Source organism: Sandaracinus amylolyticus, assembly GCF_021631985.1.
Lineage (GTDB): Bacteria > Myxococcota_A > Polyangia > Polyangiales > Sandaracinaceae > Sandaracinus > Sandaracinus amylolyticus_A.
Genome location: NZ_CP070225.1, coordinates 1,029,918 through 1,054,281, shown reverse-complemented (window position 1 = coordinate 1,054,281; position 24,364 = coordinate 1,029,918). Strand labels below are relative to the sequence as shown.

The 24,364-nt window shown below is 71.7% G+C and carries 23 protein-coding genes; 11 read left to right on the top strand and 12 right to left on the bottom strand.

Annotated elements, in window-relative coordinates:
* Nucleotides 1-203: 203 nt before the first annotated feature.
* Nucleotides 204-1,073, top strand: coding sequence for a hypothetical protein (locus I5071_RS04370; protein ID WP_236604113.1), 870 nt, complete (start codon nucleotides 204-206; stop codon nucleotides 1,071-1,073).
* Nucleotides 1,074-1,578: 505 nt separating this feature from the next.
* Here I5071_RS04370 and I5071_RS04365 read toward each other — a convergent pair.
* Entirely contained in the window at nucleotides 1,579-3,177 is a 1,599-nt protein-coding gene (locus tag I5071_RS04365) for a trypsin-like peptidase domain-containing protein (protein ID WP_236604112.1), read from the bottom strand.
* Between the two features lie 251 nt (nucleotides 3,178-3,428).
* Between I5071_RS04365 and topA the strand changes: the two genes are divergently transcribed.
* Genes topA through I5071_RS04345 form a run of 4 tightly spaced genes read left to right on the top strand, consistent with a single transcriptional unit; the run spans nucleotide 3,429 to nucleotide 9,086 of the window.
* On the top strand, nucleotides 3,429-6,251 hold the full coding sequence (gene topA, locus I5071_RS04360) for a type I DNA topoisomerase (protein WP_236604111.1): 2,823 nt from the start codon (nucleotides 3,429-3,431) through the stop codon (nucleotides 6,249-6,251).
* Nucleotides 6,252-6,254: 3 nt separating this feature from the next.
* Nucleotides 6,255-7,094, top strand: coding sequence for an SDR family oxidoreductase (locus I5071_RS04355; RefSeq protein ID WP_236604110.1), 840 nt, complete (start codon nucleotides 6,255-6,257; stop codon nucleotides 7,092-7,094).
* A gap of 51 nt (nucleotides 7,095-7,145) precedes the next feature.
* The gene (locus I5071_RS04350) at nucleotides 7,146-8,327 is read left to right on the top strand and encodes a hypothetical protein (protein ID WP_236604109.1); all 1,182 of its coding nucleotides are present in this window, start codon (nucleotides 7,146-7,148) and stop codon (nucleotides 8,325-8,327) included.
* A gap of 36 nt (nucleotides 8,328-8,363) precedes the next feature.
* A complete protein-coding gene (locus I5071_RS04345) occupies nucleotides 8,364-9,086 on the top strand; it encodes an N-formylglutamate amidohydrolase (protein ID WP_236604108.1) in 723 nt (240 codons plus the stop codon).
* A 1-nt stretch (nucleotide 9,087) separates the two neighbouring features.
* On the opposite strand, the gene I5071_RS04340 is transcribed toward I5071_RS04345, so the two are convergent.
* From I5071_RS04340 to I5071_RS04325, 4 genes are read right to left on the bottom strand one after another with little or no spacing between them, the layout of a single operon-like run.
* On the bottom strand, nucleotides 9,088-9,642 hold the full coding sequence (locus I5071_RS04340) for a hypothetical protein (RefSeq protein WP_236604107.1): 555 nt from the start codon (nucleotides 9,640-9,642) through the stop codon (nucleotides 9,088-9,090).
* A 45-nt stretch (nucleotides 9,643-9,687) separates the two neighbouring features.
* A complete protein-coding gene (locus tag I5071_RS04335; RefSeq protein ID WP_236604106.1) occupies nucleotides 9,688-11,205 on the bottom strand; it encodes a hypothetical protein in 1,518 nt (505 codons plus the stop codon).
* A 47-nt stretch (nucleotides 11,206-11,252) separates the two neighbouring features.
* Entirely contained in the window at nucleotides 11,253-12,377 is a 1,125-nt protein-coding gene (locus I5071_RS04330; RefSeq protein WP_236604105.1) for a lipase family alpha/beta hydrolase, read from the bottom strand.
* Nucleotides 12,374-13,777, bottom strand: coding sequence for a GAF domain-containing protein (locus I5071_RS04325; protein WP_236604104.1), 1,404 nt, complete (start codon nucleotides 13,775-13,777; stop codon nucleotides 12,374-12,376). Before I5071_RS04325 ends, I5071_RS04330 begins: the two co-directional genes overlap by 4 nt.
* Nucleotides 13,778-13,871: 94 nt before the next feature.
* Here I5071_RS04325 and I5071_RS04320 point away from each other — a divergent pair, with 94 nt between their 5' ends.
* Entirely contained in the window at nucleotides 13,872-14,153 is a 282-nt protein-coding gene (locus tag I5071_RS04320) for a hypothetical protein (protein WP_236604103.1), read from the top strand.
* Nucleotides 14,150-14,767, top strand: coding sequence for a 16S rRNA (guanine(527)-N(7))-methyltransferase RsmG (locus I5071_RS04315; RefSeq protein ID WP_236604102.1), 618 nt, complete (start codon nucleotides 14,150-14,152; stop codon nucleotides 14,765-14,767). Before I5071_RS04320 ends, I5071_RS04315 begins: the two co-directional genes overlap by 4 nt.
* A 45-nt stretch (nucleotides 14,768-14,812) precedes the next feature.
* Here I5071_RS04315 and I5071_RS04310 read toward each other — a convergent pair whose 3' ends face one another.
* From I5071_RS04310 to radC, 6 genes are all read right to left on the bottom strand, one after another.
* Nucleotides 14,813-15,466: a protein jag gene (locus I5071_RS04310; RefSeq protein WP_236604101.1), complete on the bottom strand. Its 654-nt coding sequence runs from the start codon at nucleotides 15,464-15,466 to the stop codon at nucleotides 14,813-14,815.
* A complete protein-coding gene (gene yidC / locus I5071_RS04305; protein ID WP_236607618.1) occupies nucleotides 15,459-17,168 on the bottom strand; it encodes a membrane protein insertase YidC in 1,710 nt (569 codons plus the stop codon). Before yidC ends, I5071_RS04310 begins: the two co-directional genes overlap by 8 nt.
* Nucleotides 17,169-17,190: 22 nt before the next feature.
* Nucleotides 17,191-17,448 (bottom strand): membrane protein insertion efficiency factor YidD, encoded by a 258-nt coding sequence (gene yidD, locus I5071_RS04300; RefSeq protein ID WP_236607617.1) that lies wholly within the window; start codon nucleotides 17,446-17,448, stop codon nucleotides 17,191-17,193.
* A gap of 11 nt (nucleotides 17,449-17,459) precedes the next feature.
* Nucleotides 17,460-17,978: a ribonuclease P protein component gene (rnpA, locus tag I5071_RS04295; RefSeq protein ID WP_236604100.1), complete on the bottom strand. Its 519-nt coding sequence runs from the start codon at nucleotides 17,976-17,978 to the stop codon at nucleotides 17,460-17,462.
* Nucleotides 17,979-18,164: 186 nt separating this feature from the next.
* A complete protein-coding gene (gene rpmH, locus I5071_RS04290) occupies nucleotides 18,165-18,314 on the bottom strand; it encodes a 50S ribosomal protein L34 (protein ID WP_236604099.1) in 150 nt (49 codons plus the stop codon).
* A gap of 115 nt (nucleotides 18,315-18,429) precedes the next feature.
* The gene (gene radC, locus I5071_RS04285) at nucleotides 18,430-19,119 is read right to left on the bottom strand and encodes a RadC family protein (protein ID WP_236607616.1); all 690 of its coding nucleotides are present in this window, start codon (nucleotides 19,117-19,119) and stop codon (nucleotides 18,430-18,432) included.
* Between the two features lie 146 nt (nucleotides 19,120-19,265).
* Between radC and I5071_RS04280 the strand changes: the two genes are divergently transcribed.
* The 3 genes from I5071_RS04280 to I5071_RS04270 all read left to right on the top strand — a co-directional run bounded on the left by I5071_RS04280 (nucleotide 19,266) and on the right by I5071_RS04270 (nucleotide 23,246).
* On the top strand, nucleotides 19,266-20,510 hold the full coding sequence (locus I5071_RS04280; protein WP_236604098.1) for a PQQ-binding-like beta-propeller repeat protein: 1,245 nt from the start codon (nucleotides 19,266-19,268) through the stop codon (nucleotides 20,508-20,510).
* A 22-nt stretch (nucleotides 20,511-20,532) separates the two neighbouring features.
* Nucleotides 20,533-21,612 carry a glycosyltransferase family protein gene (locus I5071_RS04275; RefSeq protein WP_236604097.1) on the top strand — a complete coding sequence of 360 codons (1,080 nt, stop codon included), beginning with the start codon at nucleotides 20,533-20,535 and terminating at the stop codon, nucleotides 21,610-21,612.
* Between the two features lie 77 nt (nucleotides 21,613-21,689).
* Nucleotides 21,690-23,246 (top strand): DUF4215 domain-containing protein, encoded by a 1,557-nt coding sequence (locus I5071_RS04270; protein ID WP_236604096.1) that lies wholly within the window; start codon nucleotides 21,690-21,692, stop codon nucleotides 23,244-23,246.
* On the opposite strand, the gene I5071_RS04265 is transcribed toward I5071_RS04270, so the two are convergent.
* Nucleotides 23,247-23,729 carry a hypothetical protein gene (locus I5071_RS04265; protein ID WP_236604095.1) on the bottom strand — a complete coding sequence of 161 codons (483 nt, stop codon included), beginning with the start codon at nucleotides 23,727-23,729 and terminating at the stop codon, nucleotides 23,247-23,249.
* A gap of 218 nt (nucleotides 23,730-23,947) precedes the next feature.
* Between I5071_RS04265 and I5071_RS04260 the strand changes: the two genes are divergently transcribed.
* A complete protein-coding gene (locus I5071_RS04260; protein WP_236604094.1) occupies nucleotides 23,948-24,361 on the top strand; it encodes a hypothetical protein in 414 nt (137 codons plus the stop codon).
* Nucleotides 24,362-24,364: the final 3 nt, after the last annotated feature.

Genomic DNA, 24,364 nt, shown 5'->3' with positions numbered 1-24,364 from the left:
GGGCACGCGACCGTAGCAAGCGCCGAGACCCGTCGCAACGAGATCAAGCGTCCCCTTGAATGGGTTCGCGGATCGTTGCGTCCTGTGCAGCTCGCGAGGATCATGAGATGCTCGCGGCGGAGGTTTTGCGGGATATGAGAAAACTAGCCCTCGCGACGGTCTGCATCGCCACTGTGCTGCTGGCCTCGGGATGCAAGGTCGTCGTGACGGGGTCATCGACCTACGAGACCTGCGTCAGCACCAGTGACTGCAGTGACGCCTTCGACAGCTGCGTCTCGGTGAACAACCCGAGCGCTGGCACCAGCGACTCGATGTGCACTTCGACGTGCAACTTCGATAGCGACTGCCCGGGTAGCGGAGCGTGCGTGTCGTTCGATGGCGTGAACTCGTTCTGCTACCAGACCTGCGTCACCGACGCGATCTGCGAGCCGGGCTGGTCGTGCACGCCCGTCACGGACGGAGCGTCGTCGTTCGACATCTGTCTACCGGGTTCGTCGACGCCCCTCGCGCCGACGTACAGCCCGTGCGCGGTCGACGACGACTGTGCCGACCCGGCGGACGCATGCCGCGACATCGAGTTCGCGGGCGTGTCGGGTCGCGAGTGCACGCGCAGCTGCTCCAGCGACGCGAGCTGCCCGAACGGCGGCGTCTGCGAGAGCGGCATCTGTCTTGAGCCGTGCGTCGGCAACGCGATGTGCGACGCCGGATGGGGTTGCACGACGGTGAGCGGCGGCGGTGGCGCGTGCCTGCCCGGCAGCGGTGACCCGCCGGGCATCCCGCCGTACAACGGTTGCCCGTTCGGCGCGAATCCCGACCAGTGCTCGGAGCTCACGCAGGGCTGCTTCCAGTTCGAGGTCGATGGAGTCGCCGCGGGTGTCTGCACGAGCGAGTGCGACAGCGTCGCTGACTGCCCCATCACGCCTTCGGGTCGTCCTGGAACCTGCGTGCAGTACTCGGGCTCGCCGCGCGTCTGCTTCGAGACGTGCGTCAACGACGACGAGTGCTTGGTCGGGTTCAGCTGCAAGCCGATCGTCGCAGGCGAGGCGCAGCGAATCTGCCTGCCGACGGGCTGAACAGCCTGAGATCGACACGGAGCTCGGGACCGCGCAATCGCGGTTCCGAGCTTCGTCGTCAGCGACAGCGGCTGGTTCGACGTTCGCCCGCCCAGACACACGTGCCGGCGCCCGCGACGCCGCCGATCGATGCGTTCCCCTCGTCGCCGCACGCCGGGCGGACATCGCGCCAGCACGTTGTCCGGCGCGCGCACGAAACCGTGGACGCCGCGAGGAACGTGATGTCGGCGGAGTGCGTCGCGTGGCAGTTGTAGTCGCGCGTCATCCCGTCGAGCGGGGAGACGCTCCGGTCGAGGTAGAAGAGCCCTTCGCGGCATAGACCGCCGCTCGGGCAGACACGCGCTGATCGGGATCTTCGACCAGTCGCTCGCCGCACCGAAGTGGCGTCAGCCGGATGCGATCGCGAGCAAAGCAACGACGGCTGACAGGACGAACGCATGGAAGCCTCCTCGCGACCGAGGCGATCGCAATGCGGCTGCATCGTGTCGGGCGATTGGTGTCGTCGTCAGCGCATCAGCACGTAGAGGCTCGCCGCGCCTCGCCGCACCAGGAGCACCGCGTTGCCGCCTGCCCGTGCGTACTCGTGCTGGAGCTGCGCCACGCCGCTCACGGGCGTGCGGTTCACCTCGACCACGACGTCGCCGGGCTGCAGGCCCGCCTGCTCGCCCGACGATCCCGGACGCAGCGCGACGACGACCGCGCCCGCGCGCACGTCGGCCGGAATGCCCAGCATCGCGCGCACCCGGGTATCGAGATCGACGACCTGCAGACCGCCGACGTCCGCGCCCCGCAGATCACGGGGGACGCTGGGCTGCGCACCCATGCTCGGGTCGTTCAGGCCGGGCACGCCCGGGACGAGCCCCGGCGGCAATCCGAACGGAAGCCCGCGCGGATCGGGCGTGCGCGCCTGCGGCGGCACGGTGGGCGCGACCGGCGCCTGCAGCGCGACCGGCGGTCGCTCTCCGAGCGCGACCTCGAGCGTGCGCCGGTCCCCGCCGCGCGCGATCGCCAGCTGGATCCGCGCGCCCGCACCCCGCGTCGCCACGAGGTTGCGCAGCTGCGCCGACGACAGGAGCCGCTCCGCGTCGAGCCGCTCGATGCGATCCCCGCGCGCCACGCCCGCCTGCTCCGCGGGGCTCCCCGGCTCGATGCCGGTCACGATCACGCCGCGCGGCGCATCGAGGCCCATCGCGCTCGCGAGGTCGGGCGTGATGTCCTGGATCGTCACCCCGAGCCATCCGCGCACGACCTTCCCGTGGCGCAGCAGGCTCTCGACGATCGGGCGCAGCATGTTCGACGGGATCGAGAAGCCGATGCCGTGACTGCCCCCGGTGCGGCTGAGGATCGCGGTGTTGATGCCGACGAGCTCGCCGCGCATCGAGATCAGCGCGCCGCCCGAGTTGCCCGGGTTGATCGCGGCGTCGGTCTGCACGAAGTCCTCGTACTCCGCGATGCCCATGTCGGCGCGGCCGGTCGCCGACACGATCCCCATCGTGACCGTCTGCCCGACGCCGAACGGGTTGCCGATCGCCAGCACGACGTCGCCCTGCCGGAGCTGGCTCGAGTCGCCGTAGGGGATCGGGGTGAGCGGTCCCTCGACGCCCTGCAGGCGCAGCAGCGCCATGTCGGTCTGGGGGTCGGCGCCGACGATCGTCGCCGGATACTCGTGGCCGTCGGAGAGCGTCACGAGGATCGTGCCGCCGCTGGCGACGACGTGGTGGTTCGTGACCACCAGCCCGCCGGCGTCGACGATCACGCCCGAGCCGAGCGAGTCGGCCCCGTGGCCACCCGTCGGCCCGTAGGGGCTCCCGCCGCGCACGCCGCCGCGGGTCGTGGCGATGTTCACGACTGCCGGAAGGACCCGCTCGACGACGTCGGCCATCGACGCGCTCGACACGTCGGCGGCCGCTGGGAGCGGGGCGCGCACCGGCGGCGGTGTGGGCGTTCCGGGGAGCGTCGGCGGTCGCTGCGCAGCTTCGGCGCGCAACCGCGCGAGCTCTTCGGACTGCTGCTGGTGGAGGTAGAAGGTGGTGCCCGCGAGGCCGAGCGAGGCGAGCGCGAGCACGGCCGTGAGGGCGGTGGCGGCGTTCGTGGGGCGGCTCATGGTCGTCCTGGAACGGGGAGCTTCTGGGACCGAAGGAGCGGAATCATGCGCCTCGATGAGGCCCGGGCAAGACACCCGACGCCTCGCCCTCCTTCCGGAAACGGCTCCGGGGGAGGGGGTGGACCTCTGCGCGGGAGCGTGGCAGGGTGCGCGCCCCGCGGGTCGACAGGCCCGTAGGACGCCACCAGGACTGCGTTTCCGCGCTGCTCCGCTCGCTCTTTCGGGAACCAGCCGCCTCGGGATACACCGCCGTGACCAAGTCCCTCGTCATCGTCGAGTCCCCCGCCAAGGCCCGCACCATCGCGGGCTTCCTCGGCGACGGGTACGTCGTGGAGAGCTCGATCGGGCACATCCGCGACCTGCCGAAGAGCGCGGACGACGTCCCGCCGGCCCTCAAGAAGGTGCCGTGGGCGAAGCTGGGCGTGGACGTCGAGAACGACTTCAAGCCGCTCTACGTCGTCGACGCCGACAAGAAGCAGCACATCCAGCGGCTCAAGCAGCTCCTCAAGGACGCCGACGAGCTCTACCTCGCAACCGACGAAGATCGCGAGGGAGAGAGCATCGCGTGGCACCTCTACGAGGTGCTGCAGCCGAAGGTCCCGGTGCGGCGCATGGTCTTCCACGAGATCACGCGGAAGGCGATCCAGCAGGCGCTCTCGTCGCCGCGCGAGATCGACCGCCGTCTCGTCGAGGCGCAGGAGGCGCGGCGCATCCTCGACCGGCTCTTCGGGTACGAGGTCTCGCCGGTCCTCTGGAAGAAGATCCTGCCGAAGCTGTCGGCGGGCCGCGTGCAGAGCGTGGCGACGCGCGTGCTGGTGGAGCGCGAGCGCGAGCGCATGCGCTTCGTGACCGCGAAGTACTGGGACCTCGACGCGCTGATCGGGAAGAAGGACGGCTCGACGTTCGACGCGGGCCTGGTGTCGGTCGGCGGCGCGCGCGTCGCGAGCGGCAAGGACTTCAACGAGAACGGCAAGCTCACCAAGAGCGACGTCGTGCTGCTCGACGAGGCGCAGGCGAAGACGCTCGCCGATGGCCTCCGCGGCCAGCCGATGACGGTGCGCTCGGTGGAGCGCAAGCCGTACAAGCGCTCGCCCTCGGCGCCGTTCATGACGTCGACGCTGCAGCAGGAGGCGGGGCGCAAGCTGCGCTTCAGCACGTCGCGCACGATGAAGGCGGCGCAGCGCCTCTACGAGAACGGCTACATCACCTATATGCGTACCGACAGCACGACGCTGTCGGAGGCGGCGCTCACCGCGGCGCGGCGGCTCATCGAGGAGATGTACGGCCGCGAGTACGTGCCGAGCGCGCCCCGCACCTACGCGAACAAGGTGAAGAACGCGCAGGAGGCTCACGAGGCGATCCGTCCCGCGGGCGACACCTGGAAGACGCCCGAGGACGTCTCGCGCGAGGTCGGGCCCGACGAGGCGAAGGTCTACGAGCTCGTCTGGAAGCGCACCGTCGCGTCGCAGATGCAGGACGTGCGCGGCGAGAGCATCGTCGTGAAGATCGCGGGCAAGGCGCGCGACGGGCGCGACGTCGAATTCTCGGTCTCGGGCAACACGATCCAGTTCGCGGGCTTCTATCGCGCGTACGTCGAGGGCTCGGACGATCCCGAGGCGGAGCTCGAGAGCCGCGAGAAGCACCTGCCCGAGCTGGTCGAGGGCGAGTCGCTCGTCGCGCGCGAGCTGAAGGCGAACGGGCACGAGACCCAGCCGCCGGCGCGCTACACGGAAGCGTCGCTGGTGCGCCGGCTCGAGGAGCTGGGCGTGGGACGCCCGTCGACCTACGCGTCGACGCTCTCGACGATCCAGGACCGCGGCTACGTGTTCAAGAAGGGCACCGCGCTCTATCCCTCGTGGACGGCGTTCGCGGTGGTCTCGCTGCTCGAGAAGCACTTCCCCGAGCTCGTCGACTACGCGTTCACCGCGCGCATGGAGGACGATCTCGACGAGATCGCGAACGGCGCGCAGAACGCGGTGCCGTGGCTGCGTCGCTTCTACTTCGGTGAGGCGGCGAACGAAGGGCCGAACGGCGCGGGCGGCGACAACGGGCTCAAGACGATGGTCTCCGAGAACCTCGGAGAGATCGACGCCCGCGCGGTGAACTCGATCCCGATCGGGGTCGATCCGAACGGCGTCGAGATCGTCGCGCGCGTCGGGCGCTACGGCCCGTACCTGCAGCGCGGCGAGGACACGGTGTCGATCCCCGAGGAGCTCGCGCCCGACGAGCTCACGGTGGAGAAGTCGCTCGCGCTGCTCACGGCCCCGAGCGGCGATCGCGAGGTCGGCAAGGATCCCGAGACGGGCCTGTCGGTGTTCGTGAAGGCCGGGCGCTTCGGCACGTACGTGCAGCTCGGCGAGGCGACGAAGGACGGCGAGAAGCCGAAGACGGCGTCGCTCTTCTCGAGCATGAAGGCGGACACGCTGACGCTCGAGCAGGCGCTCAAGCTGCTCTCGCTGCCCCGCACGGTGGGCAACGATCCCGCCGACGGCGTGGCGATCACCGCGCAGAACGGGCGCTACGGGCCGTACGTGCAGAAGGGCACGGAGAGCCGGAGCCTCGAGAGCGAAGATCAGATCTTCACGGTCACGACCGAGCAGGCGCTGGCCCTGCTCGCGCAGCCGAAGACGCGCGGCCCGCGTCGCGCGGCGGCGACCGGGCCGCTCAAGGAGCTCGGCGTCGATCCGGTGAGCCAGAAGCCGATCGTGCTGCGCGAGGGCCGCTTCGGTCCGTACGTGAGCGATGGCGACACCGTCGCGTCGCTGCGCAAGGGCGACACCATCGACGGCATCACGCCGGAGCGCGCGCAGGAGCTGCTCGCGGAGCGTCGCGAGCGCGGCCCGAGCACGAAGAGCAAGCGCGGCCGTGGCGGCGCGAAGGCGAAGGCGGCGGCGAGCGAGAAGCCCGCGGCCGAGAAGAAGGCGCCCGCCAAGAAGGCCGCGAAGAAGGCGAGCACCAAGAAGGCCGCCGCCAAGAAGGCCAGCGCGAAGAAGGGCGACGACGGCGACGGAGCGGAGGCGGAGGAGAGCCGCCCCGCGAAGAAGCGCTCGCCCGACGTCACCGCCGAGCCCTGACACGTGGGCGCGGTCCTGATCGCCGGGTGCGGCTACGTCGGGAGCGCGCTCGCGACCCGGCTGGTGGCGCGCGGCGAGAAGGTGCTCGCGCTCCGTCGCAGCACTCGCGAGCTGCCCGAGGGCGTGGTGCCGATCGCGGCGGATCTGCGGGATCGCGCGGCGCTGCGGCTGCCGCGCGACGTCGATCGGCTGGTGTACGCCGTGGGGCCCGACGGTGGCGGCGACGATGCGTACCGCGGCGCGTACGTGACCGGGCTCGAGAACGTGCGGGACGCGCTGCGCGAGGCCGGCGCCGACGTGCGACGCGCGGTGCTGACGACGAGCACGGCGGTCTACGCGCAGGACGACGGCGGCTGGGTCGACGAGTCGTCGGACACGAGCGCGACCGGCACCGCGCGCTGGCTGCTCGAGGGCGAGCGCGTCGTGCGCGAGGGGTTCGCCGAAGGGGTCACGCTGCGCCTGGCCGGCATCTACGGGCCGGGACGCGATCGGATGGTGCGGATGGTCGCCGAGGGCACGGCGAGGCTCCCTCGGGCGCCCCGATGGACGAACCGCATCCACCGCGACGACGCAGCGAGCGCGATCGAGCGGCTGCTCGAGATCGACGCGGTCGAGCCGGCCTACGTGGGCGTCGACGACGAGCCGACGGATCTCGCCGACGTGTACCGCTGGGTCGCGGCCGAGCTCGGCATGCCCGAGCCGCCCTTCGAGGAGAGCGCGGGCGAGCGGGGGCGCGGCACCCAGAAGCGCTGTCGGAACGCGCGGTTGCGCGCGACCGGTTGGGCGCCGCTGTACCCGACGTTCCGCGAGGGATACCGCGACGCGATCGCGGCCCGGCGCTGACACGATCCGACGGGGTTGGAAACGGCCGGTGGTCCGGCCGACTCGCGTGGGATGGCGCTCACTTCGCGGGTGCTCGGGGTCGTGTCGCTCGCGCTGCTCGCGGGCTGCTACGAGGCCCACGAGGGCCCCGGCTGCGAGACGGTGATCGCGCAGGAGGACGAGCGCGCGTACCCGTGGCGCGATCGCGTGACCGTCGCCCCGGCGTCGGGCGAGATCGCGCTCGCGCGCGGGGTCGGTCTGCCGCACGTCGCGTGGGACGGCGCCGCGTGGAACGTGGCGTGGGGCGAGCGGGTCGCGGTGCTCGCGCGCGACGGGCGGGTGCGTGCGGTCGAGCAGCGCGAGGACGGCGGCGGGAACGTCACCGGGCTCGATGCCGACGCGTGTCAGCGCGGCGTCGCGGCGGTGGGCGCGACACCGGGCCGGAGCATGGTGTCGTGGCTCGGCGCGGACGGCGTGGTCGAGGGCGCGACCGAGGTGATCGGCATCGATGCCGACCTCGCGCGCGACGCCGAGCGCTGGTGGATCGTGAGCGATGCGTCGGACGCGACGCGGAGCGTGCTCGTGGTGTCGGACGTGCTCGACGGCTCGCTCGGGCGCGCGAGCGTGCGCGCGGTGTGGACCGACGACGCGGCGAGCTCGGCGCGCGTCGTCGCGGCCGGCGAGCGCGCGATCGTGGCGTGGGTCGATCGCGAGGGCATCGTGCAGCGCGTGATCGACGAGCACGGCGCGAGCGAGGAGCTGCGCGTGATGACCGCGAACGTCTGGTCGCGCGGCGCGGTCGAGAGCGCGCGGCTGAGCGCGCGGGACGACGACGACGTGCGCGTCGCGGTCGCCGCGATGGACGGCGTGCAGGTGCACGTCGCGATCACCGATCCGCTCGCCGGGCGTGTCGTCGCGGGCCCGCTCGCGATCGCGCGCACCACTGCGCGCGGCGTGCGGCCCGCGATCGCGACGATGCCCGAGCGGCGTGCGCTCGCGGTGTGCGTGCCCTCGGGGCCGGGCCCGTGGGGCGGCGCCGACGTGATCGATCGCGTCGAGGTGGTCGTGCTCGACGAGCACGCCGAGCCGCTCTCGCGCGTGGTCGGAGTCGGCGGGGGCGGCACCGTGCGCGCGGTCTCGTGCGCGTGGAGCGGACAGGAGCTGCTCGTCGTGTGGTGGCGCGTGGTGGACGGTCGCGAGGAGATCGTCGGCCGTCGCGTGCAGATCGTGGAGCGCGGACCGATCCTGATCTGATCGACATCGCGATGCGGCGTGATAGCCCGTGGGCGCATGCACGCGATCGAGATCGACGAGGCGTGGGAAGTCGTGCGCGCGGGCAGCGGTGCGGGCGTGCTGGTCACCTGCGAGCACGCGTCGCAGCGACTGCCCGAGCCGTGGCGCTGGAGCGCGCGCGACGAGGCGCGGCTGGTGGGGACGCACTGGGCGTACGACCTCGGCGCGGCGGAGCTGGCGCGCGAGTATGCGGCGGCGATCGGTGGGGTCGCGGTGCTCTCGCGGTTCTCGCGGTTGCTCGCAGATCCGAATCGGCCCGAGGGCTCGCCGACGCTCTTCCGCGACGTCGCGGATGGAGAGCGGGTGGAGCTCAACGCGTCGATCGATCCCGCCGAGCGCGAGATCCGTCTCGACGCGTACTACCGGCCCTTCCACGCCGCGGTGGATCGCGAGGTCGCGGCGTCGCACGCGCCGATCCTGCTCGCGATGCACACGTTCACGCCGCTCTACGAAGGCACGCCGCGCGCGCTCGAGATCGGCGTGCTCTTCGACGAGGAAGAAGCGCTCGCGGCGGAGCTGATCGACACGTTCGCGGCGGCCGGGCTGAAGGTCGCGCCGAACGAGCCGTACTCGGGGCGCGCGGGGCTGATCCACGTGGTGGATCGACATGCGCGCACGCACGGACGGCGCGCGATCGAGCTCGAGGTGCGGCAGGATCTCGCGGTGGATCCGGCGTTCCGCGCGCGCTTCGTGTCGCTGCTCGCGTCGCGGCTTCGATGAGTCATCGCGCGCAGCGGGCGCGATAGCCGCTCGCGAGCGCGTCGATGCCGGGCGCGCCGTCGGGGTGCGACTCGAGGTACGCGCGGACGAGCGCGATGCGCTCGTGCTCCGGCACCGCCCAGTACGCCGGCTCGAATTCGTAGCGCAGCACGTCCGGCGTGACGGAGAGCGCGCGGCGCAGATCGAGCTCGAGCGCGTGAGCGCGCGCTTCGGCGTCGAGCGCGCGCGCGACGACCACGTCGCAGTCGGGGCCGTCGCGGTAGGGCGAGCCGTCGCGCACGTGGACCAGCAGGTGACCGAGGCGCGCTGCCGCTTCTCCTGCGGCGAGCGCGCGATCGAGCAACACAGCGTGGGTCTGCTCGTCGATCACCGAGGGGCTGTCCGCGAAGCAGATGCGCGGGTCGTGATCGCGGAGCAGCGCAGCGCCTTCGGGGACGGACGCGAGGCGCGTGGTGATCGCCTCGGCGCGCGCGGGGAGATCGAGCGCCCCCTGGGGGCACGACGACGGCTCCTCGCACGCGACGAGCACGATCGAGACGAGCACTGCGAGCCGCACCCGCGCGAGCATGCCACGCGCTCGCGCGGGCCCGTCACGACGCGATCAGTTGCACTCGCCGCTCGCGCGCGACGCGACGCTGCGCAGGATCGCGTCGATCACCGGGGTGAAGTCGTCCTGGCAGATCGAGCCGACCACGCCGTATGCGCCGGCGCTCTCGAGATCACGCGCCACCTCGACGATGCGGCGCGGGGGGAACGCGTTGCCCACGCCCGGCACTTCGCACGACGGCGTGAGGCGCGTGGGCATCTCGGGATCGACCACCGACTGCATCCGCGCATCCGCCAGGATCGTGTCGAGCGAGGGATCGCCCACGAGCGCGTCGGTGGGCACGCCGGCGACGCTCGCGAAGATCACGTCCGCCGGCTGATCGCGCAGCGCGAGCAAGCCGTCGACGTAGCGCTGGGTGTCGTGCACCGCCTCGGGGAACGAGTGGCAGCGCAGGTTGAGATCCACGGATGCGTACTCGCCGTCGACCGCGACGAGCCCGGGGTCGAGCACGGAGCAGTCGTCCTCGTCGGTCAGCATGATCACTGCCAGCATCGACTCGTCGCGCACGAAGCCCGCGTTGGCGCCGTCGGCGTGGCCCGTGGTGTCGTCGAAGAAGCGCAGCGGCGACGTCGCGGGCGTGACCGCTTTGAGCATCGACTCGAGCTGCTGCTCGAAGCCGCAGCCGCCGGTGCCGATCGTGCCGACGCACGACACGTGGCGGACGAAGCCCTCGATCTCGGCGCTCGTCGAGTCCGCGCCGACCTCGGCGAACGCCGGATAGGTCGGGTCGCAGCCGGGCAACGAGGTGTTCCCGTGGATTCGCAGCACGCCGTCATCACCGAACATCGCGCCGCCCGAGCCGCTCTCGCACGTCGGGATGGAGCCGCCCGCGACACCCATATCGCTCGACACGATCCCCACGCGCACACTCTCGAGCGCGGGGAAGTCCTGCACGCCGTCGCCGTTCGCGTCGCCGCTCGCGAGTGCGCGCGCGAGGCGCGGGATCTGCGCGGCGAGCGCGGCCTGCTCCTCCGACATCGAGTTCGAGTTGTCGACCATCAGCACGACGTCGAGCTGTCCGTTCGCCTGATCGCAGCAGTCGTCGCCCTCGCAGGCACTGCCGACGAACGCCTGGCTGAAGTGCGTGCTCTCCGCGATCGCGACGCGCCCCTCGATGCGCGTCGTGCGCGGCACGAACGCGTCGCCCTCGCGCTGGCTCCAGAAGACGGTCGCGGTGCGCGCGTCGCCGGTGAACGGGATGCGCACCTCGATCGGGCGGTCGAACTCGAGGCCCTCGGGCTCGAAGCGCAGGATCGGCGAGCTCGGGCGGAGCCACGAAGGCGGCGTCTCGTCGACGACGGTGACGCGCACCTGGCGATCGCTCGCGAGCGCGCCGGGCGGGATCGTGATCTCGACGCCGGTGAGGGTGATCGTCCCACCGGTCGGGCCGACCATGATCTCGGCGGTCTCGCCGAGCGCGGGCAGCTCGACGCGATCGTGCGATTGAGAGCAGCCGTTCAGCGCGGCCGCGAGCATCAGGATCGAGACGAGCAGGACTGGTCGGCTTCGCATGCCGCTGCGTCGTCGCAGCGCACCGCGGAATTCCAACCGTGATCGCCTCAGCGATCGAGGAACGCTTCGACCGGCTCGAAGATCTCCTCGCGCGCGCGACGACCGATCGCGAGGTCGCCGTGCCCGTAGTCCTCGCTGGCGCCGGCCTCGCGACCGAGCAGGACGAACGTCTTGTCGACCGCCGGCCGATCGCGGCCCCACGCGTCGTACGCCGCGCGCACGCTCTCGGGCGGTGCGATGTGATCCGCCGCGCCCGCGAAGAAGAGCGCTGGGACCTCGAGGTCCTCGAGGCGCTCCACCACCGGGCATCCGTCGACGTCGCACGGTCCGCCGCGACCGACCCAGCACGCGAGGTCGTACGCGAGCGCCGCGGGCAGATCCTGGATCGTCATCATCGACGCGCCCGCGATGCCGCGCTCGACGTTCCCGGGGTTGTAGACGAAGCGGTGCAGCGGCGTGGCCGGGAAGACGTCCGCGACGAACGCGACCATGCGCGCCGCGAGGCGCAGCGGGATCGTGGGCACGAGCCACCACGGCAGGAAGCGCGTCCACCCGAAGAGCACGAGCGGCCAGCGCGTCTTCACGATCGCGGGCGAGCCGATGATCACGACCTTGCGGAGCTGCGCGGGATCGACGGTGCGCGAGATCGATCCGTAGAGGAGGATGCCGCCCATCGAGAAGCCGACGTAGTCGAGCTGCGGCGCGCCGGTGAGCTCGAGCACGCGCGCGATGCCGATCGGGAGATCGTGTCGCGCCATGCGCTCGAAGCGCATCAGGCTGCGCTCGCGGAGGCGCGCGTCGCTGCGTCCGGTGCGCAGCGTGAGGAGCCAGCAGTCGCGTCCCGCCGTCGCGAGGTGTCGCGCGAGCGAGAGGTCCGGGAGCATGTCGTTGTTCTGGTGATTGATGCCGATGCCGTGCACCAGCAGCACCGGCGGTCGCGCGAGCGCCTCGGGCAGCTTCTCGGGCGCGGGCTCGACCTCGCCGCTCGGATGCTCGCGCAAGGGAGGCAGGCGCCGCAGCTCGATCGCGGAGCCGTCGGGCGTCTCGATGCGCTCCTCGAGCACGTACTCGAGGGGCACCGTGAGCCGCTTCACCCAGTAGCGGTAGTGCGCGATCGTAGCGACGAGGAGCGCGATGCCGACCGCGATCGCGAGCAGCACCACGCCGCTCATCCTCGCGGCGGCTCCTCGCCACCTTCGCCCGGCGGGGGCGACACGGTCTCGCGCGCCACCCGTTCCTTCTGACGGAAGCGCGCGATCTGCGTGGCCGACGGGTTCACGCGCACCACGCCTTCGTCGCCCTCGACGAGCACGACGTCACCGGCGCGCGCCCACGCGAAGAGGCCGCCGACGCCCGAGACCGCCGGCACGCCCGCGGCGCGCGCGATCGCCGGACCGAGCGCGTTCGGCTCGACGCTGTTGCCCACCGCGATCGCCGCGGTCTTGTGCGCGACCGCGGCGAGCGCGACCACCGCCGAGAGGCGCTCGGGCACCAGCAGCGCCGCGCTGCCCGTGGGGACGCGCTCGCCGACCGAGCGCGCGGCGATGAGCAGGCAGAGCTCCTCGACCTCTTCGGCGCGCTCGGCGAGCCAGCCCTGCACCGAGCCCGCGACCGTGCTCTTGTAGGGCGCCTGCGCGTACTCGCGCGCGACCTTGCGGAGCGCGAGCGGGATGTTGCCGCCCTTCGCGCCCTCCTCCGCGAGCATCTCGAGGAAGCGCGAGTCCGACTCGAGCAGCGCGAGTGACTCGAGCGCCGTGCGCTGCGCGGCGTCGAGCTTCGGCGCGACCTTCTTGCGCGCCTTCGACAGGTCGCGCACCAGCGTCTCGAACGCGTCCTTCACGCGCGACGCACGCCACGTCGCCGCGACGCCGACGTCGACGGGTTGCTCCGCCTCCATCGTCGCCCAGCGCGCCGCGAGGCCCTCGAAGGTCGGCAGCGTCTCGACGCGCCCGAGCTCGCTGCCGGGCGACACCGCCTCGCCCTCGAGGCGTGCGCGGCGCGACTCCTTCGACGGCGAGACCTCGCTGCGCCGCACACGCGCACGCTCGAGCGCGTACGCGAACGAGCTCGCGAGCGCGGTGGCGAGCACGACCTCTTCGGCGGTCCAGCGCTCGCGCGAGCGCTGCAGGACCATCACGCCCTCGGCGCGACGACCGACGAGCAGCGGCACCGCGAGGAAGATCGGATAGCGCTCCTCACCGAGCTCGGGGAACGCCTTGAAGCGCGGATCGGTCGGCGCGAGCTCGACCGACACCGGGCGCAGCTTCTGCGCGACGTGACCGACGATGCCCTCGCCCACGTGCAGGCGGATCTTCTGGATCGCGCCCGCGGGGAAGCCGACGTTCGCGGCGATGCGCAGGTCCTCGCCGTCGTCGTGCTTCTCGCGCAGGTAGATGCTGACGATCTCGCACCCGACGATCTGCGAGACCTCGGCGCACAGCGCCGCGAGCACCTCGCTCAGCGGGCGCGGGCGCGCGGCCTCGTCGATCAGTCGCAGCACACCTTCGAGCGCGGCGTCGCCTCGCTCGTGCACCTGCACCGACAGGGGCAGCTCGGGCTCTCGCTGGCTCACGATGAGGCGAGTATAGGGTCCGCTCCTCGCGTCGCCACCGCACGTCGGAGCACGTCGCTTGACGGGTCCGAGGGCGCCGCACAGCTTGCGCGCGATGCTCCTCGAAGTGCGACGCGCGGACGATGGCGGCGCAGGCGACGGCGGCGTGGATCTCGAGGATCTCCTCGGCACGCGCGATCGCGGGCCGCGCATCCGCTGTCCGAAGTGCGGGTGGGAGCCGCGCTCGACGGATCGCTGGCAGTGCGAGTGCCTGCACGTGTGGAACACGTTCGACACGCGCGGCCGCTGCCCGGCCTGCGCGAGGAAGTGGCGCGTGACGCAGTGCCTGCGCTGTCACGCGCTCTCGAACCACGACGACTGGTACGAAGAGCGATGAGCACTGCACGCATCGACGAGCTCGCGCGTTCCCTGGGTCGCCCGCTCGACGCGGCACGACGCGATGCGCTCGATCGCTTCGGCGCGCTGGTGCGCACCTGGAACGCGCGTCTCGATCTCACCGCGGCGCGCGAGGAGCGCGCGATGACCGAGGTGCTCTTCGCCGACGCGATGGTGATGGCGGATCGCACGCTGGTCCCGGAGGGCGCGTCGGTGATCGACGTGGGCTCGGGCGCGGGCGCGCCCGCCCTGCCCTTCGCGCTGCTCCGGCCGGACGTGACGCTCACGATGGTCGAGCCGCTGCGCAAGCGCGTCGCGTTCCTGCGCACCGTGATCGGCTCGCTCGATCTCGCGTCGCGCGTGCGCGCGGTCGAGGGGCGCGTCGAGCCCGGCAACGCGAGCGCGCTCGGTGCGCACGACGTCGCGTCGGCGCGCGCGACGTTCGCGCCCGAGGTGTGGCTCGAGACCGGCCTCGCGCTCGCGCCGAGCTGCCTCGTCTTCACCGCGGGCGAGCCGCCCACGACGGCGGCGAGCGCGAGGCTCACCCATCGTGAGAGCTACACGCTGCCGTGGAGCGGCGCGCCGCGCGTGCTGGCCCGGTTCGAGCGCAGCTAGACATGGCGACGCGGGGGAGGCGCGCAGCCTCCCCCCCCCCCAGGCTCAGTCGTCGCGGCGCGGGCGATCGTCGCGAGGACGATCGTCGCGCGGACCACGATCGCGATCGCGACGGCCGCCGCCGCCACCACCACCGCCGCCACCGCCGTTGCGGCGCGCCGGGATGATCTGGATGCGGCGCCCGATGCCCTCGCCGTTCGACTTCGTCGAGACGCCGGGGAATTTCGCGAGCGAGAGGTGGATGAGCCGCCGATCGCGCGCCGGCATCGGCTCGAGCGTCACCGTGCGGCCGAGCTCGACCGCGCGCTTCGCCTCGCGACGCGCCATGTTCACGAGGCTCGCGTCGTGGCGCTCGCGGTAGTCGCCGCTGTCCACGACGATGTAGCGACGCCCGTCGGGGAAGCGGTTGACCACCTTGTTCGCGAGGAACTGCAGCGCGTCGAGCGTCGCGCCCTTCTTGCCGATCGCGCGTCCCGCGTCTGCCCCCTGGATGTCGAGCACGACCTGCTCGTCGTCCTCGCGCACCGTCACGCGCGTCTCGAGGCCCATCCGGTAGAGCACGCCGGAGAGGAACTCCATCGCCTCCTCGGCCTTGCCGTCGCCCGGCGTGCCTCGCGTCCCGCCCGAGTCGCTCTCGAGCTCCTCGTCGTCCCCGAGGAGCAGCGCGCCCTCGAGCTCCTGCTTGCGATCGTCACCCACGACGCGACCTCCCGGGGCTGCGCTTGCTCGCGCCGGCGCCCCCCGTTCCCTTGTCACCTTCGTTCGCCCCCGACTCGGTGGTCGCCCCCGTGGTCGCGACCGCGGCGGCCTGCGAACGACCGAGACGCCACTCGTTCAGCTTCTGTTGTCCGATGCCCAGCACGGAGTTGGTCAGCATGTACAGGCAGAGACCCGCCGGAAGGAAGAGCATGAACAACGTCACGATGACCGGCATGAACTGCATCACACGAGCCTGGGCCGGGTCCATCGACGTCGGCGTCAGCTTCTGCTGCAGCCACATCAGCGCGCCCAGCGCGAGCGGCAGCACGAAGAACGGATCGGGCGCCGAGAGATCCTGCCACCAGAGCATGAAGGGCTGGTGGTAGAGCGCGATGTTCGTCGAGAGCGACGCGTAGAGCGCGAAGAACACCGGCATCTGGAAGAGCACCGGGAGACAGCCACCGAGCTGCGCGAGCGGGTTGATCCCGTGCTTGCGGTACAGCTCCATGATCGCCGCCTGCTTCTTCTCCGGATCGTTCGGGAAGCGGGCGTTGATCTCGTCCATCTCGGGCTTGAGCTTCCGCATCTGCGCCATCGAGCGGAAGCTGCGGTCCGTCAGCGGGAAGAGCGCGATCCGGACGAAGAACGTCAGGATGATGATCGCGAGGCCCCAGTTGCCGACGACGCTCTCGATCTGCGTGAGCAGCCACGCGAAGCCGCGGGCGATCATCGCGAAGGTGCCGAGGTTCACGACCTCGGGCAGATCGTGGCCGGCCGCTTCGAGCGCGGCGGGCGTCTTCGGGCCGACGAACGCGAGCGTCTGCCACACGTGCTGCTCGCCGGCGTCGAGCTCGACGCGCGGGAAGAGCAGCGTCGCCTCGAAGAGCGCTCCGTGCGGCTCGCCATCGACGTCGCCGCGGTTGGTCGCCTGCAGGCCGCAGAACTCGGCGGTCGTCTCGTGCGGCGCGAGCGCCTGCACGAAGTACGTGTTCTCGATCGCGACGAAGTCGATCGCGCCGCCCCAGCCGTGACGCTGGAGCAGTGCCTCGCGATCCTTGCGCTCGGTCTCGTCGTCGTGGCGGCAGAGGCCCTGGCTGATCGCGGGCGAGCGGTTGCCGAAGAAGCTCGAGCCACCCTCGGCCTCGCGCGCGACGTAGTGCCACGTCGACACGCGCAGGCGCAGATCGCGCTCGGTGCTGCCGGTGTTGCGGACGCGCACCGTCTGCCAGATCTGGTAGGGGCCCTCGCCGGCGCGGAAGCTGCGCACGACCTCGACGCCGCGGCCCTGCCAGGTGAGGCGCACCTCGGTGGGCGAGATCTGCTCGAGATCCCACACCGCATCGACGGGGATCGACACGCCCGGCAGATCGATGCGCAGCGGGCGGTACTCCTCGCGATCGGTCGTCACGAGGTCCATCGCCGCTTCGGCCTGGCGATAACGCTCGGCCGTGAGCTGCACGTGGGTGAGCCCGCCGCCGAGGTTGTCGATCGTGGTGATCATGTCGCCCGTGGTGATCGTCCCGGTCTCGAGCTGCGCCTGACGCGCGCCGGAGTCGCGGCGCGCCTCGGCATCGCGCTGATCGCGCTGCTCGGGCGTCAGCTCGGCGGTCTCGCCCCCGTCGGGCGTGGTCTCCTCGGGCGAGCCGAAGAAGTACTGGGCGCCGTAGTAGATCGCCAAGAACGCGCCGGCGACGAGGAGCATCGTCGGCAACGAGCGCTGATTCTCACCTTGCATCGGCGTTCGCCTCGATGGGAGCGGAGGGTCCCGAGCCGCCGGACGGCAGCTCGGGCGGCGGGTCCCATCCCCCCGGATGGAAGGGATGGCACCGACAGATGCGCTTCACGCCGAGCCATCCGCCGCGCGCGGCGCCGAAGCGCTCGATGCACGTCGCGGTGTAGCGCGAGCACGTGGGCTGGAAGCGGCAGACCTGGCCGATCAGCGGGGACAGGGTCCACCAGTAGATCCGGATCAGGAAGAGCATCGCGCGAGCGATCACGGCGCGCCTCCTCCGTACGATCCGCGGCGCGGTCCCCGCGGGCGGTGTGCCCCGGCGAGCCCGCGCTGGGCGCCCTGGATCTCCGCGAGCACGTCCGCGAAGCCCAGCGTGTGGGCGCTCTCCTTCGCGATCGCGACGACGTCGCACGCGACGGGGAAGAGCTCGCGGTGGCGGCGGAAGACCTCGCGCATGACTCGTTTGACTCGGTTGCGGCCCACCGCGCTCGCGACCTTGCGCGTGACGGTGATGCCGAGCCGCGTCGGGCCACCCTCGGGGCGAGGGAGCACGGCCAGAACGAAGTGCGGGGTATGGATCTTCCGTCCCGTGCTCTGGACGCGACGGAAGTCGACGCGCCGCTTCAGGCGGTCGTCGGGGCGCAACGTCTCACGCGTCGAGCTGCGCTCGACGTGAGCGGCTGCTGCGTCGACGAGGGACGCGTCGACGAGCGCTCGCGCCTCGGGCTTGGGGTCGGGGGCCATGCTCGGATGGGTCGGGCTCGCTACCGAGAGCCGCACGCGAAGCGTGCGCCTCTTCGGCGGACACGTCGTCGCGGCCGAGCCCATCACGAGGGGCACGACCGCATGAACGGACGTTCGATCCCGGCCCGCGGCTCCGGCATGCGCGACGCCCGTCACGAGGTGTTCCCCTCTCGAGGGGTCGCCCCGCGACGGGCTGCGCTCCCGACGCCGTCGGGCATGTGGCTACTTCTTGTAGACGCTCGGGACGAGGCTGTGGCGGCCCTTGGAGCGACGACGGGCGAGGACCTTGCGGCCGTTCTTGCTCGCCATGCGCGCGCGGAAGCCATGGGTGCGCAGCCGGCGCGTACGGTGCGGCTGATAGGTGCGCTTCACGAGAACATCCCTCCGGGGGCCCCGGCCCTTCGGGGACCGGAAAAATCAGGGCGCGGAAATAAGCACGCGCCACGAACCGCGTCAAGCGATGCGCGTGCTCGGACCCTCTCGCGCCTCACCCGGCCGAGCGCGGCAGGAGCCCGGCATCGACGAAGGAAAAGTAGCCTTCGCGCCCCACCACGACGTGATCGAGCACGCGCACGCCGAGCAGCGCACCCGCCCGCACGAGGCGATCGGTCAGGGCGATGTCGTCGGCGCTCGGCGTCGAATCACCGCTCGGATGGTTGTGCGCGAACACCACGCTCGCCGCGGCTTCGCGCAGGATCGCGCGGAAGACGTCGGCGGGCGCGACCGGGCACGCGGAGAGCCCTCCGACCGCGATCTTCAGCTCGGCCGACACGCGGTTCTTCGCGTCGAGCGCGAGCGCGACGAACTGCTCGACCTCCTGATCGGCGAGCCGTGGCCGGAGCAGATCGTCGACGTCGCGGCTGGTCTCGATCTTCGGCCCGGGCGACCACGGCCGCTGCTGCACGCGGCGGCCGAGCTCGATCGCCGCGACGAGCCGCATCGCCTTCGACTCGCCGAGCCCGTCGATGCGCGCGAGCGCGCCGACGCCGCTCTTCGCGAGCCCGGCCGCGCCGCCGATCTCGCGCACGATGCGCGCCGCGAGCACGGTGACCGGCTCGCGCGCGCTGCCGGTGCCGAGCACCAGCGCGACCAGCTCCTCTTCGCTCAGCGCCTCGCGCCCATCGCGCCGCAGACGCTCGCGCGGCCCGTCTCCCGCGAAGCTCTCGACCACGTGCATCACCGCCGCCTCCTCGCGCCGGCCCTGCGCATCGCGCGTGCCGGCCTCGCGAGGTGCGATCTCGTGCGTTCTCGAGGCATCGGGTGGCGGCGTGGCGGGCGAACAGGTGGCGGCCGCCAGGCGCATCTGGTAAGCGCGCCGCCGCAATGACGGTCGATCGGCGGCGGCTCGCGTTCATCGGGATGTGGGTCGCGGCGATCGCGGCGATGGTCGTCATCTACGTCACGCAGGAGCGCGCGCCCGATCCGCGCGCTCGCTCGGCGGACGAAGCGCCGGTGCGCGATCACCAGGCACGCGCCGAGGGCGAGATCACGAGCGCGCCCCCGCGCCCTGCCGAGCCCGGCCCGCCCCGACAGTTCCGATCCGATCGCCGCCACACCGCGCGCAGCGCGTTCGCCGGCCCGGCATCGGCCGCGCTCGCGTGGGAGGTCGAGACCGGCGGGCACGTCAGCGCGCAGCCGGTCGTCGGCGACGACGGGACGATCTACGTCGGCTCGCACGATCACCACCTCTACGCGATCTCGCGCGACGGAGAGGTGCGCTGGCGGCGCGATCTCGGCGGCGCGATCTACTCGACCGCGGCGCTCGCCGACGGGCGCGTGTACGTCGGATCGGACGCCGATCACTTCTTCGCGATCGACGCGGCGAGCGGCGAGGTCGTGTGGCACCTCGACACCGAGGACGACGCCGACACCGGCGTCGCGATCGCGCCCGACGGAACACTCGTGTTCGGCGCGGGCGAGGACGTGTTCGCGGTCGATCGCGAAGGCACGGTGCGCTGGCGATTCCGCACCGGGCTCAAGGTGTTCTCGACGCCGGCGATCGACGAGGACGGCACCGTCTACGTGGGATCGCAGGACGATCACGTCTACGCGATCGCGCCCGACGGACGCATGCGCTGGCGCTTCCACACCCGCGACGACGTCGACGGCTCGCCGGCGATCGGCGACGACGGGACGATCTACGTCGGCAGCGACGATCATCGCGTGTACGCGCTGCATCGCGACGGAACGCTGCGCTGGTCGACCGACGTCGACGGCGACGTGCGCGCGCCGCTGGGGCTCGGCGAGGGCGTGGTGTACGCGGGCGTGTTCGCACCGCATCCGCGCGTCGTCGCGCTCGACGCGGCGAGCGGGCAGGAGCGCTGGAGCTTCGCGATCGCGGCGGGCGAGTCGGGCGGTAGCGTGTCGAGCGGGCCGCTGGTCGATCGCGACGGGAACGTCTACTTCGGCGCGGACGACGACTTCGTATACTCGCTCGATCCCGCCGGGCGCCTGCGCTGGTTCTTCCGCGCGCACGGCAACGTCGACGGCGAGCCGGTCATCACGCCCGAGGGCCTCCTGATCGTGGGCTCCGACGATCATCGCGTGCGCGCGCTGCGCGCGGAGTGATCGCGGCGTGTAGGATTCGCGCATGCGGATCCTCTACGGCGTCGTCGGTGAAGGAATGGGCCACGCGATGCGCTCGCGCGTCGTGCTCGAGCACCTTCTCGCGCAGGGGCACGAGGTCGAGATCATGGCGTCGGGGCGCGCCGTGGACTTCCTCAAGAAGCGCTTCACCGGCACCGAGGTGAACCGCATCCACGGCCTGCACATCGTCTACGAGGAGAACCGCGTCCGGCGCGGGAAGACGCTCTTCGAGAACGTCTTCAAGGGCACCGCCGCGCTGCCCAAGCAGATCGCCGCGTACTTCGAGCTGTTCGGGGACTTCGCGCCCGAGTGCGTCATCAGCGACTTCGAGTCGTGGACGTACTTCTACGCGAAGGCGCACCGCCTGCCGGTAATCAGCATCGACAACATGCAGGTGCTCAATCGCTGCTGGATCGACGACGACGCGATCGAAGGGCACCGCGCGGACTTCGAGATCGCGAAGGCGTTCGTGAAGAGCAAGCTGCCCTTCTGCGACTGGTACCTGATCACGACGTTCTTCCATCCGCCGATCCGCAAGGAGCGCACCTCGCTCCACAAGCCGATCCTGCGGCCCGAGATCCTCTCGGCGAAGCGCTCGCGCGGCGATCACCTGCTCGTGTACCAGACCGCCGAGGGCTACGAGGGGCTCGTCGACACGCTGCAGAAGACCGGGCTCGAGTGCCGCGTGTACGGGATGCGGCGGAACATCACGGAGGAGCAGGTCGAGGGAAACCTGCGCTACCGGCCGTTCAGCGAGACCGGGTTCATCGACGACCTCGCGTCGGCGCGCGCGGTGATCGCGGGCGGCGGGTTCACGCTGATGGGCGAGGCGGTGTTCCTCCACAAGCCGATGCTCAGCGTGCCGGTGGGCGGGCAGTACGAGCAGGTGCTCAACGGGCGCTACCTGCAGAAGCTGGGGTACGGGCGCTATGCCGAGTCGCTCGACGACCCGAAGGTCGTGCGCGACTTCGTCGCGTCGATCGAGCAGTGCGAAGAGGCGCTCTCGACCTACGACCAGAAGGACAACGCGCCGCTGATGCGGGAGCTCGATCAGCTGCTCGACCGCGCCGCGGCCGGCCTGTGAAATCGCGGTTAATCCGAGCGGCACGTCTGGAACGCGATCGTTGCGATCGTTAGCATCGGCCACCTAGAGGTGGCTCCATGCAGCGGCTCTCTGGTCTTGTCTTGATCGTCGGCTCGCTCTCGCTCTTCGCCTGCACCGAACGCGACCCCGCGGACCCGGGTGACGCGGGCGGCGGTGGCACTCCCGACGCGTACACCCCGATCGACGGCGGGCCGCTCGACGCCCGCATCGAGGACGCGTGCGGCAACGGTCGGTTCGTCGAGGGGCTCGAGCAGTGCGACGACGGCAACCTGACGCCGGGCGACGGCTGCAACGCGACCTGCATGCTCGAGGACGGATGGCGGTGCCCGGGCGCGGGGCTGCCCTGCGTCGCGCGCGAGTGCGGTGACGGCATCGTGGCGGGCGTGGGCGCGCTCGGCGAGGAGTGCGACGACGGGAACGACGCGCCGGGCGACGGTTGCTCGGAGACCTGCAAGGTCGAGAACGGCTGGGTCTGCGAGGCGAGCGGGTGCCGTCGCACCGTGTGCGGCGACGGGACGCCCGAGGGCAGCGAGGACTGCGACGACGGCAACGAGTTCCCGTTCGACGGCTGCTCGGCGTGCGTGGTGGTGCCGCAGTGCGCGGTCGGCGCGTGCGCGTCGGTGTGCGGCGACGGGATGAAGTTCCCCGACGAGCCGTGCGACGACGGCAACGTCGCGGACGGCGACGGATGCTCGTCGACGTGCACGATCGAGGCGGGCTGGGGCTGCACCGCCGAGCCGGACGAGTTCCCGCCGGTCACGCTCGAAGTGCCGACGGTGTTCCGCGACTTCGTGATGGTCCCGACCGCGCTCGGCACGGGTCACCGGGACTTCAGCCACACCGTGGGCTCGCAGGGCGTCTCGTCGGGCATGGTCGAGGCGACGCTCGATGCGAACGGCGACCCGGTCTACACGGGCGTCTGCGAGATTGGCATGACGAGCGGGACGTGCCGCGGCGACGCGTCGGGGAACTGGCAGACCCACAGCGAGCTGGAGTGGAACCAGTGGTACCGCGGGGGCGATCTCGCGCGCGAGGTCGTCTCGTCGCTGCCGCTCACGCGCGGCGCGAGCGGCACGTACACGTTCTCGCCCACCGGCGACGGCTTCTTCCCGCTCGACGGAGCGGGCTGGGTCGAGGCGGGCGTCGAGCGTGAGGACTGCACCCCGGCGCACAACTTCGGGTTCACCTCGGAGGTCCGCTACTGGTTCGTCTTCGAGGGCGGCGAGCAGCTCACGTTCAGCGGCGACGACGACGTCTGGGTGTTCGTCGGAGGCCAGCTCGCGCTCGACCTCGGGGGCATCCACGGACAGCTCACCGGGACGATCACCCTCAACGCCGATGGCACCGCGTCGTGCACCGGCACCTGCGTGCAGGCGTCGCGCGACCTCGGGCTCGAGGTGGGTCGCATCTACGAATTCGCGCTCTTCCACGCGGAGCGGCGCGGCTGCGGCTCGAATTTCCGGCTCGATCTGAACGGGTTCGATCGCATCCAGTCGAGCTGCCAGGAGGTCTGCGGCGACGGGATCCTCACGCGCGGCGAGCAGTGCGACGACGGCAACGACGTCGACGACGACGAGTGCGGCAACGACTGCGAGTTCACCGGGCCGATCTGATCACGACGCAGGCGGTGGGCTCGGCGGCCTCGCGATCGCCGCGCCCACCGCGCCTCCGATCGCGCCGAGCGCGGGAGAGAGCGCGAGATACGCGAAGAACGTCGCCGCGCCCGCCCACACGAAGCGCAGCACGTCGGAGGTCGTGAGCTCGACCTCGTTCGACAAGAACGGTGCGATCAGGCCGGTGCTCGCGAAGAGCATCTCGCGGAGCGCGGCGACCACGCCGCCGACGAGGCCCGCGACCGAGCCCGTGATCAGCCCGACGAGCGCGCCCTCGGCGGGCTCCATGCGCGCCCTCGCCTTCTGCACGATCACGAACGTCGCGATCGCGCCGGCGATCCCCGCCCACGGCATGCAGCAGCAGTCGAAGCCGGTGCGGATCGGCAGCGCCTGCAGCAGACCCGCCGCGACGCCGATCGCGGGCGCCCACGGCATCCAGAACGCGCGGGTCGCCGACCCCGCGAAGGGGGCACGAGGTGCCATCGTCGTCGTGATGGTACGCCGCCCGTCGCGGCGGTCCGCCCCGCGCTGCGACGCATCGCCACGAGATCGCCGCCCGCGCGGCATTCTGCGGTCGAGGCGCGTGCTTTGCTGTTCTCGGGCGTGTGACGACGACGTCCCTCGAGCACGCGAGCCATCCGCCCTCGCCGCCGAAGTTACGGCCGCGGCTGCACCTGCCGCGTGCCCAGTGGATCGGGCTCTTGCTCTTCGCGGTGCCGCCCGCGCTCGCGCTCGGCGGGCTCTTCGATGCGCACGAGAAGCACGTCACGCAGCGCGTCGGGCCGCTCGAGGTGCACGCCGAGATCCCGCAGCGCGTCCGCCAGAACCGCTACGCGCTGCTGCAGGTCGATCTCGTCAACCGAGGGCCCGAGGCGACGCAGGCCGAGGTCGCGATCTCGCCCGAGTACCTGCGCGAGGCGATCGCGGTCGAGATGACGCCGTCGCCGCGACGCGCGTGGGCAGCCGACGTCGGGGAGATCGAGCCGGGTGGGCGCGCGCGTGTGCTGCTCCAGTTCCAGGCCGACGGCGCGGGCCCGCACGAGGGCGTGCTGCGGGTGCGCGATCAGAGCGGCGAAGAGGCGCGCATCGAGCTCTCGACGTTCGTATTCCCCTGAGGA